The organism is Paraburkholderia sp. Tr-20389, assembly GCF_017104565.1.
Lineage (GTDB): Bacteria > Pseudomonadota > Gammaproteobacteria > Burkholderiales > Burkholderiaceae > Paraburkholderia.
Genome location: NZ_JAAGPD010000026.1, coordinates 106,519 through 123,237 on the forward strand (window position 1 = coordinate 106,519; position 16,719 = coordinate 123,237).

Below are 16,719 nucleotides of genomic sequence, written 5' to 3' on the forward strand. Positions count from 1 at the left end.
ACATGTCGGATAACGCAACCGTACGACAACCCTCTCACACGCCCGAGCTGGATGCGCTGCCCGATTCGGCGCGGCGCGTCGCGCTGCTGCTGCGCGAACGCGGCCACGCCGGACATGTCGTGATGTTGCCGGAAACGGGCAAGACGTCGGCGGAAGCGGCGGCGGGTCTCGGCTGCTCGATCGCACAGATCGCCAAGTCGATTCTGTTTCGCCGCCGCGAAGACGATGCGCCCGTGCTGATCGTCGCGAGCGGTGCGAATCGCGTCGACGAAAAGAAGGTCGCGGCGCAGGTCGGCGACATCGCGCGCGCGGACGCGAAGTTCGTGCGTGAGAAGACTGGCTATGCGATCGGCGGCGTGTGCCCGATCGGTCACGCAACGCCACCCGTCACGCTGATCGACGCTGATCTCTTCACGCTGGACAGCCTGTGGGCCGCCGCCGGCCACCCGCATGCGGTGTTCAATCTGACGCCGCAGGAACTGGCCGCGCTGACGGGCGCGCCCATTGTCGACGTGGCGTTGCGCGAATCGGCATGACGGCTGACACCGCACTCATGCAAGCAACGGCGCAAGACATCGCGCCCGTTCCGTCGCCCTGCATCAACGTGTGCCGGATGGACAAGGCCACCGGACTGTGCGAAGGCTGCCTGCGCACGATCGACGAAATCGCGAAGTGGTCTTCGTTCGACGACGCGGCAAAGCGCGCGGTCTGGGATGAAATCGAAACGCGTCACGCTGACATCATGTCGAAGCAGGCAGACAGGCGCGAGGCGAAGACATGAATACGCCGCCGCGCGTCGTCACGATTGGCGAGACCTTCTGCGCGACGCTGAACCTCTCGGCCGACTCGATCAAATCGTTCGCGACCACGGTCAACGATCTGAATCCGCTGCATCATGACGAGGCTTACGCGGCGCAAAGCCGCTTCGGCGGATTGATCGCTTCGGGCACGCAGCCGACCGCGCATTTCATGGCGCTGCTCGCCACGCACTTTTCCACTTATGCGCAGCCGCTCGGACTCGAGTTCGACATCAAGCTGAAGAAGGCCGTGCATAGCGGCGACACGCTGACGATGACATGGCGCGTCGTCAGCGCGTTCTGGAAAGCGAGCCTCAATGGCGACCTGACGCAGCTAGAAGGAAACGTCGTCAATCAACGCGCCGAAACGGTGGTGATCGGCAAGTCGACGATACTCGTGATGCCGAAGCCCGCTGCGCAGGAAGGCGCTGCATGATCGCGCTGCCTGCGTCGATACGCGTGTTCGAACGCGGCTGGCTGTCGTCGAACAATGTGCTGCTCGTCGACGACGCATGCGCGGCACTCGTCGATACGGGCTACGCGTCGCACGCGGCGCAGACGGTCGCGCTCGTGCGGCATGCGCTCGGCGAGCGTCCGCTCGATCTGATCGTCAACACCCATCTGCATTCGGATCACTGCGGCGGCAACGCGCAATTGCAGGCAACGTGGCCGTGCAAGACGCTGATTCCATCGACGGAAGCCGATGCCGTTCGCGAATGGGACGAAACGCGCCTGACTTTTCGCGCGACAGGCCAGTTCTGCGAGCCTTTCGCATTTTCAGGCACGATCCAGCCGGGCACGCGGCTGACGCTTGGCGGGCTCACCTGGGACGTGCTTGGTGCGCCGGGTCATGATCCGCATTCTCTGATGCTCTACTGCGCCGAACATCAGTTGCTGATCAGCGCCGACGCGCTGTGGGAAAACGGCTTCGGCGTGATCTTTCCCGAACTCGAAGGTGAAAGCGGATTCGCCGAGCAACAGGCTGTGCTCGAACTGATCGGCACGCTCGATGTAAAAACGGTGATTCCCGGCCACGGCGCGCCATTTTCCGATGTGCACGCGGCGCTCGACCGCGCGCTGTCGCGTGTGACGTGGCTGCGCGCCGATCCCGCACGCAACGCGAAGAACGCGCTGAAAGTGTTGATCGTGTTCAAGCTGCTCGACGCGCGCAGGATGTCTTTCGAAACGTTACTGCGCATGGTCGATGAAGCGAGCGTGATGCGAGCGGCCGCGTCGATGCTGAAGCCGCGCAGCGCGTGGTCTGCGTTGCTGCGTGAACTGGTCGAAGGATTGGCGGTGGACAACGGTCCGTTGCAATTCGACGGCGAGCAAATCAGTGCGCGCGCCGAATGATTTCGTGAGACGAAGCCGCGCTGATCAACAGGACGGGCGGCATCGCGAACGGACGTACAAAAAGAAAGCCGCTCGGCTTTCAGTTCGAGCGGCGTAATTATGTTGACGTGATCAGCGTCGAAGAAATAATACCTGTGCGCACCTTTCGAACGCATCGGTGATTTCCCTACAGATTCTTTAACGTCCGGCCTGACGCCTTATTCGGAATCCGTACTATCGGTATGAACTACCGTTATATCGAGTAACGCCGCGCGGGCACGATACGCCAGCCGAGATTCACGCCCGCCGCGGCGAGCAGGATCAGCACGGCGCCGAGCACCTGAATCCATGCGAGCTTCTGTCCGAACGCGACGCGGTCCACGACGATGGCCACGACCGGATAGATGAAAGACAGTGCGCCCGTCATCGCCGTCGGCAGCTTCTGGATCGCGCCGTACAGCAGCACGTACATGATTCCCGTGTTCACGACTCCGAGCGTGACGAGTTGCAGCCAGTGCGTTGCCGTCGAAGGCAACGCGTCGTACTGTACGAACGGCGCGAGCACGACGACGCCCGTCGTCACGGTGATCAGCGCGATAAGGTGCGGCGGCGTGTTCTTCAAGTGCTTTGTGATGATCGACGAGACGGCATACAGGAACGCCGCGCCGACCGCGTACGCGACGCCTTGCAGATATTGCCCAGGCACCGCGAGCACGGCCGGCTCGACTTTCACGACGAACACGAGGCCGACGAACGCTATCAGCAGCCACACGACCGTCGACGCCGTCACGCGTTCGCGGAACACCAGCGCGCCCAGTGCGACGAGCATGAACGGCTGCGTGCTGTAGACCGTCGTCGCCATCGATATCGACGCGCGCGAGTACGCGGCGAACAGCAACACCCAGTTCGCGACGATGGCCGCGCTGCCGAGCGTCGCCAGCGCGACCATCTTCCACGAGAACAGTTTGCGCTTGAGCAGGCCGCGCGCTGCGCAGATCAGCAGCAATGTCGCGCCGCCGAACAGGCATCGGAAGAAAGCGACGTTCAGCGCCGATTGCTGCGACGAAACGACCAGCCAGCCTATCGTTCCCGACATCAGCATCGCCAGAGTCATCTCGAACGCGCCGCGCCGCACTTCATTGCCTGTCGCCATCACACTCTCCGCGAAGAATCACATCCTGCGGTCAGTGTAATTAATCGGATGTGAACGATACATATCTAAAATGAGGCGATCTACTGATTTCACCTTGAATGTGAAGGTCAACATGGCCAGAAACCTTACTCCCACTCCTAAGCAGGTACCCGCGCCGACAACGCTCGACGACACCGACCGCATGCTGCTCGCGAGCCTCGCCGACGACGCGCGCCAGCCCGTCAGCGAACTCGCGCGCAATGTCGGCCTGTCGGCGCCCGCGACGGCGGACCGCTTGCGGCGCCTCGACACGCAAGGCGTGATCGAACGCTTCACCGTGCAACTCGATCCGCGTGCGCTCGGCTACACGCTGCAGGCAATCGTGCGCGTAAAGCCGCTGCCGGGGCAGCTGCATCTGGTGGAAGAGGTGATACGGCGGATTCCAGAGTTCGTCGAATGCGACAAGGTGACGGGCGACGACTGTTTCATTTGCCGCCTGTATCTGCGCTCGATCGATCAGCTCGACGAGATCCTGTCGAAAGTGACCGAGCGTGCGGAAACGAGCACGGCCATCGTCAAGTCGACGCCGGTGCCGCGGCGCCTGCCGCCGCTCGCCTGATCCGGAGGGTGGCGCGGGCGCAGAACGAAATCAAAGCTCGACGGCTTCGAAGAACGACAGCATTTCCGCGACCAGTTCGGCGGGCGCTTCTTCTGGGATGTAATGACCGCACGCCAGCGAGCGTCCGCTGACATCGCGCGCGACCTTGCGCCATTCGGCGATCGGCTCGAAGCACTTCTCGATCACGCCTTCCGCGCCCCACAGCACGCGCAGCGGACACGCGATCTTGTGACCGCGCTCGATATCCGCCCGATCATGCTCGAGGTCGATGGTCGCCGACGCACGGTAGTCCTCGCACATCGCATGCACGGCGCCCGGCTGCCGCAACGCGTTGCGGTACTCGGCGAGCACCTCGGGTGCGAACGGCGCGAGCCCCGCGTGACGGCTGCCCATCACGCGGTCGACGTAGACATCGGGATTGCCTTCGATCAGCGTCTCCGGCAGCGGCTCGGGCTGGATCAGAAGGAACCAGTGGAAATACGCCGTCGCGAAGGCACGGTCGGTGGCTTCGTACATCGCGAGCGTCGGCGCGATGTCGAGCAGCATCAGACGTTCAACGGAATCGGCGAAATCGAGCGCCATCCGGTGCGCGACGCGCGCGCCGCGGTCGTGCGCGCAGACGAGAAAGCGCTCATAGCCGAAGTGGCGCATCACGGCGACCTGATCGGCGGCCATCGCGCGTTTCGAATACGGTGCGTGCGTCTCATCGCTCGGCGGTTTCGCCGACGCGCCATAGCCGCGCAGGTCCGTCGCGATCACGGTGAAATGCTCGGCGAGCTGCGACGCGCATCGATGCCAGATCAGATGGCTCTGTGGGTGACCGTGCAGCAGCAACAAAGGCGGCCCCGCTCCGCCCTTGACTCCAAAGATATCGACGTCGCCGGCTGTGACCCGAAACGGAGTGAAGTCTGCGAAGGGCATGTCAGGTCTCGTTCTCGTTGTAAGTCTGGGCATTGTAGAAGGCCGGCATGTCGCTACGAGTGGGATAGCCCACGCTTTCGTAGAACCTGAACTCTCCTTCGAACGGCAATCCGCAGGTATCACATCCGAGACTCGCCTATAATCGAACGATCGTTCTTAATTTGCGCCGACTGTTTGGACCGAAAAACCGGGAATTGCAGCCGCTACACTCATATCGCCGGGCATCGGATGCACCGGCACGTCGATCAGGAGACTCGCATCATGGCATTGCCCGCCGTCCTGCAGCACCTCAGCTTACCCGTCGTCGCTTCGCCGATGTTCATCGTCAGCTATCCGGAACTCGTGCTCGCGCAGTGCAAGGCGGGGATCGTCGGCTCGTTTCCGGCGCTCAACGCGCGTCCCGCCGAACTGCTCGACGAATGGCTGACGCAGATTCAGGCATCGCTGGCCGAGCACAAGGCGGCGAACCCTGACGCCGTCATCGGGCCGATTGCGGTGAACCAGATCGTGCATCAGTCGAATGCGCGCCTCGAACACGATATCCGCGTATGCGTCGAGCACAAAGTGCCGATATTCATCACGAGCCTGCGTGCGCCCGCGAAGGAAATCGTCGATGCCGTGCACAGCTATGGCGGCATCGTGCTGCATGATGTGATCAATCTGCGTCACGCGCAAAAGGCGCTGGATGCCGGCGTCGACGGCCTGATTCTCGTCGCGGCGGGCGCAGGCGGTCACGCGGGCACGACGTCGCCGTTCGCGCTGGTCGGCGAGGTGCGGCGAATGTTCGACGGCCCGATCGTGCTGTCGGGTTCGATCGCGAACGGCGGCTCGATTCTCGCCGCGCAGGCGATGGGCGCCGATCTCGCGTACATGGGCACGCGCTTCATCGCGACGAAAGAAGCGCACGCCGTCGAGGACTACAAGCAGGCGATCATCACCTCGAATTCCGCCGACATCATCTACACGAACCTCTTCACGGGTGTGCACGGCAATTACATCCGCGAGAGCATCGTGAACGCGGGCCTCGATCCCGATGCGCTGCCCGAGTCGGACAAGACGAAGATGAACTTCGGCAGCGACAAGGCGAAGGCGTGGAAAGATATCTGGGGCGCGGGCCAGGGCGTCGGCCTGATGCACGATGTGCCGAGCGTCGCCGAACTCGTCGCGCGACTGAAAGACGAGTATGAGACGGCGAAGGCGCGGTTGGGGATCGGCCGCTGACCTTTCAATGAATCCATGAAAAGGCCGCGTGTGTTCGACGCGGCCTTTTTGTTTGGCAGCGGCACATCACATGTTGCGTCGGTACTGGCCACCCACCTCGAACAGAGCATGCGTGATCTGTCCGAGCGAACAGACACGCACCGCATCCATCAGCACGGCGAACACGTTTTGATCGTCGATGACTGCACGTTTCAGACGTTCGAGCGTGGCGGGCGTGTCGCTTTCATTGCGCGACTGGAACGTGCGCAAGCGCGCGAGCTGTCCCTGCTTCTCGTCTTCCGTAGAACGCGCCAACGCGATCGGCGGCGGCGCATCGTGCGCATGCGCACCGAGGAACGTATTCACGCCGACGATCGGATACGAGCCATCATGCTTGCGATGCTCGTACAACATCGACTCGTCCTGGATCCGGCCGCGCTGATAGCCCGTCTCCATCGCGCCGAGCACGCCGCCGCGCTCCGTCAGCCGGTCGAACTCGGCCAGCACGGCGGCTTCGACGAGATCGGTCAGTTCGTCGATGACGAAGCTGCCCTGATTCGGATTCTGGTTCTTGGCGAGCCCCCATTCGCGATTGATGATCAGCTGGATCGCGACCGCACGGCGCACGGAGTCTTCCGTCGGCGTGGTGATCGCTTCGTCGAACGCGTTCGTGTGCAGCGAATTGCAGTTGTCGTAGATCGCGATCAGCGCCTGCAGCGTCGTGCGGATATCGTTGAAATCGATCTCTTGCGCGTGCAGGCTGCGGCCCGATGTCTGCACGTGATACTTCAGTTTCTGGCTGCGCTCGTTCGCGCCGTATCGATCGCGCATCGCGACCGCCCAGATGCGCCGCGCGACACGGCCGAGCACCGTGTATTCCGGATCCATGCCGTTCGAAAAGAAGAACGACAGATTCGGCGCGAAGTCGTCGATGTCCATGCCGCGCGCGAGATACGCTTCGACGTACGTGAAGCCGTTCGCGAGCGTGTACGCGAGCTGCGAGATCGGGTTCGCACCCGCCTCGGCGATGTGATAGCCGGAAATCGACACCGAATAGAAATTGCGCACGCCGTGTTCGACGAAATACGCCTGAATGTCGCCCATCACCTTCAGGCTGAACTCCGTCGAGAAGATGCAGGTGTTCTGGCCTTGATCTTCCTTGAGGATGTCGGCCTGCACCGTGCCGCGGACGTTTTCGAGCGCGAAACGGCGCGCGGCATCGAGTTCGTCTTGCGAAGGCTCGCGTTCTTGCTGCTGCGCTTTCGCATGCGCGAGCGCGATCTGCTGATCGATCGCGACATTGAAGAACATCGCGAGTATGGTTGGCGCGGGACCATTGATCGTCATCGACACCGACGTCTCCGGCGCACACAGGTCGAAGCCGTCGTAAAGCGTCTTCATGTCGTCGAGTGTCGCCACCGACACACCCGAGTTGCCGACCTTGCCGTAGATATCGGGCCGCTCGTGCGGCTCTTCGCCGTAGAGCGTGACGGAATCGAACGCCGTCGACAGACGCTTTGCAGGCATGCCCTCGGACAACAACTTGAAACGCCGGTTGGTGCGAAACGGATCGCCCTCGCCCGCGAACATGCGCGTCGGGTCTTCGTTCTCGCGGCGGAACGGAAACACGCCCGCAGTGAACGGGAAATAGCCAGGCAGATTGTCGAGCATCAGCCAGCGCAGTATTTCGCCGGGATCCTTGTACGCCGGTAACGCGACTTTGCGGATCTTCGAACCCGACAGCGTTTCGACAGTGAGTGCGGTGCGGATTTCTCTGTCGCGAATCTTCACGACATGTTCGTCGCTGGAATACGCGGCAACCGTCTTCGGCCACGCCTCCAGCAGCGCCTTTTCGCGCTCGCCCAATTGCGACGTGCGCGCATCGATCAGCGAGTCGAATGCGGATATATCCGGCACGCTGCCGTTCGCGTCGTTCAACATGCGACGCGCTTCACCGAGTTGCCAGCGCTCGCGCGCGAGTTGCGACTGAGTTTCGGCGCGTTCGCGATACGCGCGCACCGTCAGCGCGACATCCGACAGATAACGCACGCGCGCAGGCGGCACGATGGCGTTGCGGCCCGTCGAGTGCCGCAAACCTTCCAGCTTCGGCAAGCGTCGGTCGCTTTCGCGCAGGCCGTGATCGCGCAGCGCCGCGGCGATGTGTTGGTACACAGCAGTTACGCCGTCGTCGTTGAATCGCGACGCAATCGTACCGAACACAGGCATTTCATCTATCCTGGCGGTGAACTTTTGCTGGTTACGCTGCACCTGTTTCGCGACGTCACGCAGCGCGTCGGCGGCACCCTTGCGGTCGAACTTATTGATTGCGACGACATCCGCGAAGTCGAGCATGTCGATTTTTTCGAGCTGGCTTGCGGCGCCGAACTCGGGCGTCATCACGTACAGCGACTTGTCGGCATGCGGCACGATGGCCGCGTCGCCCTGACCGATGCCCGACGTCTCGACCACGATCAGATCGAAACCCGCCATCTTGCAGGCGTCGATCGTGTCGGGCAGCGCATCGGAAATTTCGCTCGATGCGTCGCGCGTCGCCAGCGAGCGCATGAACACCCGCGCGCCATCGCCCCAGTCACCGATCGCGTTCATGCGGATGCGGTCGCCGAGCAGCGCGCCGCCCGACTTGCGGCGTGACGGATCGATTGCGATCACGGCGATCGTCAACGTGTCGCCATAGTCGAGGCGAAAACGCCGGATCAGCTCGTCCGTCAGCGACGACTTGCCTGCACCGCCCGTTCCTGTGATGCCCAGTACGGGCACGCTCGCCTGTTTCGTTTGCTGTGCGTGTGCGTTGAGTTCCGCGCGAATGGCGGCGTCCAGGTCGCCCGTTTCAAGCGACGTGATCAATTGCGCGAGCTTGCGAAATGCCACGAGACGCGTGGCGCCATCCGTATCGCGGCGTAATGCGTCCTTTAGCTCACGAATCTGTTGCGACGGCTGCATCTCCGATCGCACTGTGTTGCGGCAGCGCGCGATCATGTCGTCGATCATCCCTTGCAGCCCGAGCCGCTGCCCGTCGTGCGGCGAATAGATGCGCTCGACGCCGTACTGCTGCAACGCCGCGATCTCCTCGGGCACGATCACGCCGCCGCCGCCGCCGAACACCTTGATGCCTTCGCCGCCGCGCTCGCGCAACAGATCGACCAGATACCGGAAGTACTCGATGTGTCCGCCCTGATAGCTCGACACCGCGATGCCGTCCGCATCTTCCTGCAACGCGGCCGTCGCCACTTCTTCGACCGAGCGGTTGTGCCCGAGATGGATCACCTCGACGCCGCTCGCCTGCAGGATGCGCCGCATGATGTTGATCGACGCGTCGTGGCCGTCGAACAGCGCGGCAGCCGTGACGAAACGCAAACGCCGCGACGACTGCTCGCCCGGCGCGCGCGGCACGGAAGATCGGGAAGCGTGCGCGTCGTCGCCGATGCGCTGCGGCGTGGAAAGATCAGTCATGTCTCCCCCGGATCGAATCGTCAGTTTCGTTCGTCTCGTGCTTCGCGGGTACTGCAAGCAGTATAACGATACGACCCGATCGTCCGTGCGCCGTTCACCAGACGTGAATCGACAGACCTGGCGCGTATCAGCGCAGCGCGAGCGCCTTGATCTGCTCGAGCGTCGGCCAGAGCGTCTCGCTCGAAAAACGATCCGCGATGAAATCGACGAACGAGCGCACCTTCGCCGACAGATGCCGGCGGCTCGCATAGACGACGTGAATCGGCAGCTCGCGCGGCGGCAGTTCGTCGACCAGCAGCGGAACGAGGCGGCCGGCGGCGAGATCGTCGCCGATCACTTCGGTGCCGAGCAGCGCGAGTGCCGCGCCCTGCAACACGACGACGCGCTGCGCTTCCAGATGATTGACGATCAGATTGCCCGACAGCTTGACGCGCCCGCTCTCGGCATTCGCGCCCGCCACGAGTTCGAGCGCCGACACGCCCGCGTATTGGATGATGTTGTGGCGGGTCAGATCGGCGGCAGTTTTCGGCGCGCCATGCCGCTCGATATATTCAGGCGATGCGCATAGCACCAGATGCGCAGTCGCAACTTGCCGCGCGATCAGCGACGACGACTTGAGCCCCGACGGCGACGCGCGTATCGCGACATCGAAGCCTTCGTCGATCAGTTCGACGACGCGGTCCGACAGCGTGATATCGACGGTGACTTGCGGATGCTGCGTCGCGTAATCGGCGACGGCGCTCATCACATGGCGTAACCCGAACGCCGATAAAGACGACACGCGCAGCCTTCCTTGCGGCACGACGCTCGCGGCGCCTACCGCCTGTTCCGCTTCGTCGAGCTCGCTCAGCACCTGGCTCAAACGCTCGTAGTATTCGCGACCCGCCTCGGTCGGCGCAACGCGGCGCGTGGTGCGATTCAACAGCCGCGCGCCGAGCTGCTGCTCGAGATGCATCACGTGCTTGCTCGCCATCGCCGCCGACATGTCCATCTTCTCCGCCGCGCCGACAAAGCTGCCGACCTCGACCACGTGGCGAAACACTTTCATGCTGACGAGGGTATCCATTGCGGTCGCTCGTGATAGGAATGAATCGGACAGATTTTCGCGACTTTATCAAGGAGCGGTCGTCAATGTGAGGAGCATGGGAACATCGGAAAGAAAAAAGCCCTGCGTTCGGTGAGGAATGCAGGGCTTTGCAGGGCGCCGTGCAGACGCCGCCGCCGGAGTGACGCCGCGATCAGAACTTCGCGCGCAGGCCGACGCCGGCCGTATAACCTGACGCGAGGCTCGTGTACTTGTCGTACAGGTAGGCGGCGTAGATATCGGTACGCTTGGACAGCGGATAGTCGTAGCCGATCGCCGCCGACTGATGCATCTGGTCCAGACCGCCCGAGTCGCGCGAATAGGCGTACGACGCCATCACGGTGCCCGTGCCGAGCGGCACCGAGACGCCGCCCTGGGCCGTGTTCACGTGCCAGCTGGAGAGGTCCTGGTCGTTCTTCGTGTACATGTACTGGCCGTAGAACTTGACGTACTTGAGGTCGTACGACACGCCCACCTGGCCCACCGACTGGCTCTTCAGACCCGCAACCAGCGAACCGAGATCGGTCGGCGAGTTGTTGAAGTTCACGTACTGGAACACGCCCGTCGCCGCGAACGGACCGTGGAAGTACAGGAACTGCGCACTGTATTTCTTCGAGCCGTTGTGGTCGGCGGAATTGCCGAGTGCGTACATCGCGCTGCCCGACAGGCCGCTGAAGTCAGGCGTCGAATACTGGACCGCGTTGTTCCAGCCCGAGTCGCCGACCACGCCCATGTCCGTCGTGTAGGTCGGGAACGTGCCCAGTCCGAGGAACACGTGATAGACCATCGGCGAGAACACGTACGAGTCGATGAACGGATTGAACAGGATCGTCGACACGAACAGTTGCGTCGTCAGACGGCCCGCCGTCACGGTGCCGTACGGCGATTCGATACCGACGTACGCGTTACGGCCGAAGAACGTGTCGCCGTCGAAGCGGCCATATTTGCCGTTCTGCGCACGGAAGAAACTTTCCAGCGTGAAGATCGCCTTGTAGCCGTTGCCCAGATCTTCCGCGCCCTTCATGCCCCAGTACGACGTCGACATACCGCCGCCCGATACGTTCCAGGCCGCCTGGCTGCCCGGGAACTTCGTTACGCCGACCCATTCGTCGACCTGACCATAAAGCTGCACGCTCGACTGCGCGAATGACGACGTCGATGCAATGGCCAGCAAGGCGCCGATGACGGTCGCCTTGAGGCTCGCTTTCGGGCTCGCCTTACGGCTTGTTCTCAGCGCACGGCTGACGGTGGTATTCATGGGTTCTCCTGTCTTTGTCAAAAAGGGTGTGGCTGTGCGGCGGGGCGCTCGCCGGATCCGTGCTTGTTATCCATCTGACCGTCGAGCCAATCGGGGCTGGGACAAATCTTTGCGGACCATTTTTATGGACAAAAATATCTGTGCTTATTGCGGGTATATGGGACTGAATAGTTTGGTGAACTTTCGGCCTGATACTGGTTGCCGGCGCACCTTGTTTCCGCACCGCCGCAAAATCGCACATGTGCCTTGAAGGGCGCGGATTCTACAGCACGGCATATGCTGTGACGTGCATCAAGTGAGAATTGACGCACCGCCGCAACAAAGAGGGGATTTGATGACAAAAGACCGCGCGCTGACGAGCGATTTCAAAAAAGTGTGGCGTGCTTACGTCAGAACAACCGGCCGAATTTTGTCGGACCGTGCAGAGACAGATGAGACTAGTTAGGAGGATTTGAGAGAAGACCGATCCGGCCTCATCGTGAGACGGATGGCATAAGGCTGGAGCCGGCTTCCAGCGACAGTGCGCAGGGCGGAGAAAAGAATCAGTTGCGGTAAGGTGACGAAGACGGGACGCGCGACGAGTCTCCCGGCGGACGCGGTATCTGGCGCGAGGCGCCCCGCTCTTCGTTGTAACGCGTGACGTCGTCGCGGATCGACCCGACGTGCGCCGACTGCGCATTCGACGGCGGTCGCGGCGCGTTGTGCGAATCGGTGCTGACGGGCGTGATCGCGCCCGCGTATTGCGTACCGACGTACTGCGCCGCCGGACGGTTCCGGTAAACGTCTGACGGAACCATCATGCGCTGCGCGCCGTAGCTCGACGCATTGCCGCCCCACGCGCGGCCCGCGACCGTATCGTTCAGGCCTGCCCGACCGGACGCATTATTGCCGCGTGCGTGCGACGTGTCGTTTCGGGCATATCGGCCGGCATGGCCCGGCATCGGAATGCCGCGCGGCATATCGCGTGAAATGTTCGCGCGCGGCACCGCATTACCGTGCACGGGGCCGCCAAACGACGAACTCTGAAAACCTGTGTGGCCGCCGAATAGACCATGCCCGTCATGCTGAACAAACGACGGTTTCGCATAGGCGAGCGACGTCAGCGCAACGACCAGCGCGCCCGCCATCCACCATTTGATCCTCGACAGCCCTACAAGCACCATGTTTCACCTGCCCGATGACCCGCCTGAGAGCCCGCCGTTCGAGCTGCGGCTGGGCTGGTTTCGGGGCTGGCGCGAGTGCGTGGAAATTCTTGCCTCGTGCGTAGCCCCATCGGCCTTCGAACAGTAATTTATTGGCGGCCCCCAAGGGTGTCGAGCCAAAATATGTTAGGTCTGCGGCACTCTTGTAACGCATTGTTACTGCGACGTTTTTTCGCCACAAAGCTCTTGCGGGACGAGACGAAAAAGCGCTGAAAACAAGGTGCTTCGAACACCTGAATTCGTATGAACAGTGACGCAAAAAATGCGGGCTCCGCAGGCGCCATTCGAGCACTTCGTCGATACTTGAAACGTCCGTTTGGAAGATCGCCGCAGCGCCGTTCTGGATGTGGATGCAACCATACGGAACGCGGACGCAGCCGCCTCTTTAATGCGTTTACGTAATTAATCAATTCGGTAAATGAATTTGCTTTTTCAATCGCTTTCCGCCGACAATAGTCGTTTGGCGTACGCCGACCGGCGGCGACAAGGCAATCGCGTCACCCGCACCGAGAATTAAGAGATGGCCCGTCCGAAACTCCTGCCCGACAATTTCACGCTGTGCCTGATCGGCACGGTGATTTTCGCCAGCCTGCTGCCGGTGCATGGGCAGGCGGCGCAGGCGTTCAACTGGGTCACGGACATCGCCGTCGGGCTGCTGTTCTTCCTGCACGGCGCCAAGCTCTCGCGCGAGGCGATCATCGCCGGGGCGACGCACTGGCGGCTGCATCTCGTCGTGCTGCTAAGCACGTTCGCGCTCTTTCCTGTACTCGGGCTCGTACTCAAACCGCTTCTTTCGCCCCTCGTCACGCCTGCGCTCTACGCCGGCATCCTGTTCCTCTGCACGCTGCCGTCGACGGTTCAGTCGTCGATCGCGTTCACGTCGATTGCGAAGGGCAACGTGCCCGCTGCAGTATGCAGCGCGTCCGCGTCGAGTCTGCTCGGCATATTCATCACGCCCGCCCTCGTCAGCGTGATCGTCACGAACCAGGCCGCCAGCGGCGGTTCGCCGTGGCATACGGTATGGAACATCGTGCTGCAGCTGCTCGTGCCGTTCGTTGCCGGGCAGTTGCTGCGGCCGATGATCGGTGGGTGGATCGAGCGTAACCGCGCCGTGCTGAAATTCGTCGACCAGGGTTCGATCCTGCTGGTGGTCTACGGCGCGTTCAGCGAGGCCGTGAACGAAGGCCTGTGGCATCAGATTCCGCTCGCCGCGCTGGGCGGCCTGCTGGTGGTGTGCGGCGTGCTGCTCGCGCTCGCGCTGGCGGTGACGATATTCGTCAGCAAGCGCCTCGGCTTCAGCCGCGCCGATCAGATCACGATCATCTTCTGCGGCTCGAAGAAAAGCCTCGCTGCCGGCGTGCCGATGGCGAAGGTGATCTTCGCGACGCATGCGGTGGGCGCCGTCGTGCTTCCGCTGATGCTGTTCCACCAGATCCAGCTGATGGTCTGCGCCGCGCTCGCGCAACGCTGGGGCGCACGCGACATCAGCGCAGAAAAGCGCGCGGCGCAAAAAGGCACGACGGCCGCTGTTGCACGCCGCTAGGCCTGCTTCGAATGAAAAGGAATTCATAAGCGCTCTCCCTGAGTGCATGTCGTGGAAAGCCGCCTGCGGGCGGCTTTTTGTTATTTCAGCCTCTCCACGATGCGCTGTCGCCTCGGCGCGAAGGCATAGGACAAGCGCACGCAGCACGCGCCATCCCACATGGTGGAAACGTTTCCGTTTTGCACCAAGCCAGTGCCGCGCGTCACCAAAAGTTCATTCAACTCTTGCGTTTACCTGCCGATAAGCCGACGGTCCAATGCTCCGGCCGTGTGTCATGTCTCAACGCTCGTCCTCCCTTCTTGCAGTGCCGCGCATCGTCGATCTGATTGCGCAGCGTGACCTGTCCGCCGTCTTTCAGCCGATCGTCGATTTCGAAGACGGCGCAATTCTCGGTTACGAAGGACTGATTCGCGGACCGGCCGGCACCGCGCTGGAGACGCCGTACGCGCTGTTCGCGCAGGCGGCCGCCGAAGGCAGCGTGATCGCGCTGGAGCGCGCGGCCGCAAACACCTGCATCGAGGCGTTCGCCAGGCTCAAGTGCGAGGGCAAGCTGTTCCTGAATTTCAGCGCAGGGGCGATCCGCCAACTCGCCGACGACCGCGACGACATCTTCACGATGCTGCGCAACATGGGCGTCGACGCGGAACGCATCGTGATCGAGTTGACGGAGCAGAGCGCGATCCCCGACGTCGCCAGTTTTCTGCCCGCCATTTCCGTGCTGCGTATGGCGGGCGCGCAGTTCGCGCTCGACGATTACGGCACGGCGAACGCCAGCATGAACCTGTGGGTGCGCCTGCAGCCCGACGTCGTGAAGATCGACCGCTTTTTCATCCACGAGATCGCCAGCGACCCGCTCAAGTTCGAAGCCGTCAAGGCGATGCAGCATTTCGCGGCCGCGAGCGGCGCGCGCCTCGTCGCCGAAGGGATCGAAAACGAAGCGGATCTGATCGTCGTGCGCGACATGGGCATCGCCTGCGGACAGGGGTATTTCTTCGGCAAGCCCAACGCGCATCCGCCGCGCAAGCTCGCCGACGACGCGCGCGAAGCGCTGCGCTCCGGCCACATCGCCGTGTTCCCGGAAGCGACACGCGCGGTGAGCGCGTCGCCGTCGGGCGGCATGGCGTCGGCGAAGATGGTCGTGCACGCTCCCGCGCTGCCGCGCAACGCGACGAACAACGACGTGCTCGAACTCTTCAACCGGCTGCCGAACCTGCATGCCGTCGCCGTTGTCGAGGAGAACGAGCCTGTCGCGCTGATCAATCGCCGGGCGTTCATGGATCGTTACGCGCTGCCCTATCATCGTGAGTTGTTCGGCAAGCGGCCCTGCATGCTGTTCGCGAACGAATCGCCCGTGGTAATCGAGAAATCGATGACAGTCGAGGACATGGCCAAGCTGCTCGCCAGCGACGACCAGCGCTATCTCGCGGACGGCTTCGTCATCACCGAACAGGGCCAGTACGTGGGTCTCGGCACGGGCGAGAGCCTCGTGCGCGCGGTCACGGAAGTGCGTATCGAAGCGGCCCGCTATGCGAATCCGCTCACCTTCCTGCCGGGCAATATTCCCATCAGCTCGCACATAACGCGTTTGCTCAGTCACGACGCGGGCTTCTATGCGTGCTACGTCGATCTGAACCACTTCAAGCCGTTCAACGACCAGTACGGCTACTGGCAAGGCGACGAAGTGCTGAAATTCGCCGCCCACGTGCTGGCGGATGTGTGCGACCCGACCCGCGATTTTCTCGGGCACGTCGGCGGCGACGATTTCCTGGTTCTTTTCCAGAGCGAGGACTGGCACGCGCGCGCACAACGCGCGATTCACGCGTTCAACGAAGGCGCACAGCGCTTCTACGCGCCGGGCGACCGGCTGGCGGGCGGTATCCACGGCGAGGACCGGCGCGGCCATCCGACATTCTTCGACTTCGTGACGATGGCGATCGGCTGCGTGCAGGTGCAGCCGCAGCTCGACGACACGACCTACAGCAGCGAGGACATCGCGTCGGTGGCGGCGCTCGCGAAACGCCGCGCGAAGAGCGAAGCGTCCGGTCTCGTGATGGTCGAGTTCGAAGAAAGCCAGATGTTGCTGCAAGGGCGCGCGACGGCAACCGTCGACTGAGCCACGCCCCGCCCCGTTCGAACACACGTTCGCGCTTCACGCGACGC

The 16,719-nt window shown here is 62.6% G+C and carries 14 protein-coding genes; 8 read left to right on the top strand and 6 right to left on the bottom strand.

Annotated elements, in window-relative coordinates:
- Window positions 1-2: 2 nt before the first annotated feature.
- From G3N95_RS23010 to G3N95_RS23025, 4 genes are read left to right on the top strand one after another with little or no spacing between them, the layout of a single operon-like run.
- Window positions 3-536 (top strand): YbaK/EbsC family protein, encoded by a 534-nt coding sequence (locus G3N95_RS23010; RefSeq protein WP_205972369.1) that lies wholly within the window; start codon window positions 3-5, stop codon window positions 534-536.
- Window positions 533-781 carry a DUF1289 domain-containing protein gene (locus G3N95_RS23015; protein ID WP_205972370.1) on the top strand — a complete coding sequence of 83 codons (249 nt, stop codon included), beginning with the start codon at window positions 533-535 and terminating at the stop codon, window positions 779-781. The genes G3N95_RS23010 and G3N95_RS23015 overlap by 4 nt, the downstream gene beginning before the upstream one ends.
- Window positions 778-1,233, top strand: a complete 456-nt coding sequence (locus G3N95_RS23020) for a MaoC family dehydratase (protein WP_205972372.1) — start codon at window positions 778-780, stop codon at window positions 1,231-1,233. The genes G3N95_RS23015 and G3N95_RS23020 overlap by 4 nt, the downstream gene beginning before the upstream one ends.
- Window positions 1,230-2,150, top strand: coding sequence for an MBL fold metallo-hydrolase (locus tag G3N95_RS23025; protein ID WP_205972373.1), 921 nt, complete (start codon window positions 1,230-1,232; stop codon window positions 2,148-2,150). Before G3N95_RS23020 ends, G3N95_RS23025 begins: the two co-directional genes overlap by 4 nt.
- A 232-nt stretch (window positions 2,151-2,382) precedes the next feature.
- On the opposite strand, the gene G3N95_RS23030 is transcribed toward G3N95_RS23025, so the two are convergent.
- The gene (locus G3N95_RS23030; RefSeq protein ID WP_205972374.1) at window positions 2,383-3,282 is read right to left on the bottom strand and encodes a DMT family transporter; all 900 of its coding nucleotides are present in this window, start codon (window positions 3,280-3,282) and stop codon (window positions 2,383-2,385) included.
- 112 nt (window positions 3,283-3,394) lie between these two features.
- Here G3N95_RS23030 and G3N95_RS23035 point away from each other — a divergent pair, with 112 nt between their 5' ends.
- Complete coding sequence (locus G3N95_RS23035; protein WP_205972376.1) at window positions 3,395-3,880, top strand: Lrp/AsnC family transcriptional regulator; 486 nt, start codon at window positions 3,395-3,397, stop codon at window positions 3,878-3,880.
- A 30-nt stretch (window positions 3,881-3,910) separates the two neighbouring features.
- On the opposite strand, the gene G3N95_RS23040 is transcribed toward G3N95_RS23035, so the two are convergent.
- Window positions 3,911-4,801 carry an alpha/beta hydrolase gene (locus G3N95_RS23040; protein ID WP_205972377.1) on the bottom strand — a complete coding sequence of 297 codons (891 nt, stop codon included), beginning with the start codon at window positions 4,799-4,801 and terminating at the stop codon, window positions 3,911-3,913.
- 261 nt (window positions 4,802-5,062) lie between these two features.
- Between G3N95_RS23040 and G3N95_RS23045 the strand changes: the two genes are divergently transcribed.
- Window positions 5,063-6,022, top strand: a complete 960-nt coding sequence (locus tag G3N95_RS23045; RefSeq protein WP_205972378.1) for a nitronate monooxygenase family protein — start codon at window positions 5,063-5,065, stop codon at window positions 6,020-6,022.
- A 66-nt stretch (window positions 6,023-6,088) separates the two neighbouring features.
- Here the strand turns inward: G3N95_RS23045 and icmF are convergent, their stop codons facing one another.
- The 4 genes from icmF to G3N95_RS23065 all read right to left on the bottom strand — a co-directional run bounded on the left by icmF (window position 6,089) and on the right by G3N95_RS23065 (window position 12,977).
- A complete protein-coding gene (gene icmF / locus G3N95_RS23050; RefSeq protein ID WP_205972379.1) occupies window positions 6,089-9,472 on the bottom strand; it encodes a fused isobutyryl-CoA mutase/GTPase IcmF in 3,384 nt (1,127 codons plus the stop codon).
- Window positions 9,473-9,599: 127 nt separating this feature from the next.
- On the bottom strand, window positions 9,600-10,538 hold the full coding sequence (locus G3N95_RS23055; RefSeq protein WP_205972381.1) for a LysR family transcriptional regulator: 939 nt from the start codon (window positions 10,536-10,538) through the stop codon (window positions 9,600-9,602).
- A 172-nt stretch (window positions 10,539-10,710) separates the two neighbouring features.
- Window positions 10,711-11,814: a porin gene (locus G3N95_RS23060; protein ID WP_205972382.1), complete on the bottom strand. Its 1,104-nt coding sequence runs from the start codon at window positions 11,812-11,814 to the stop codon at window positions 10,711-10,713.
- A 542-nt stretch (window positions 11,815-12,356) separates the two neighbouring features.
- Window positions 12,357-12,977: a hypothetical protein gene (locus tag G3N95_RS23065; protein WP_205972383.1), complete on the bottom strand. Its 621-nt coding sequence runs from the start codon at window positions 12,975-12,977 to the stop codon at window positions 12,357-12,359.
- A gap of 559 nt (window positions 12,978-13,536) precedes the next feature.
- Here G3N95_RS23065 and G3N95_RS23070 point away from each other — a divergent pair.
- Together G3N95_RS23070 and G3N95_RS23075 are read left to right on the top strand one after the other, a co-directional pair.
- Window positions 13,537-14,559: a bile acid:sodium symporter family protein gene (locus G3N95_RS23070; RefSeq protein WP_205972384.1), complete on the top strand. Its 1,023-nt coding sequence runs from the start codon at window positions 13,537-13,539 to the stop codon at window positions 14,557-14,559.
- A gap of 274 nt (window positions 14,560-14,833) precedes the next feature.
- The gene (locus G3N95_RS23075) at window positions 14,834-16,672 is read left to right on the top strand and encodes an EAL domain-containing protein (protein WP_205972385.1); all 1,839 of its coding nucleotides are present in this window, start codon (window positions 14,834-14,836) and stop codon (window positions 16,670-16,672) included.
- The last annotated feature ends 47 nt before the right edge of the window (window positions 16,673-16,719 follow it).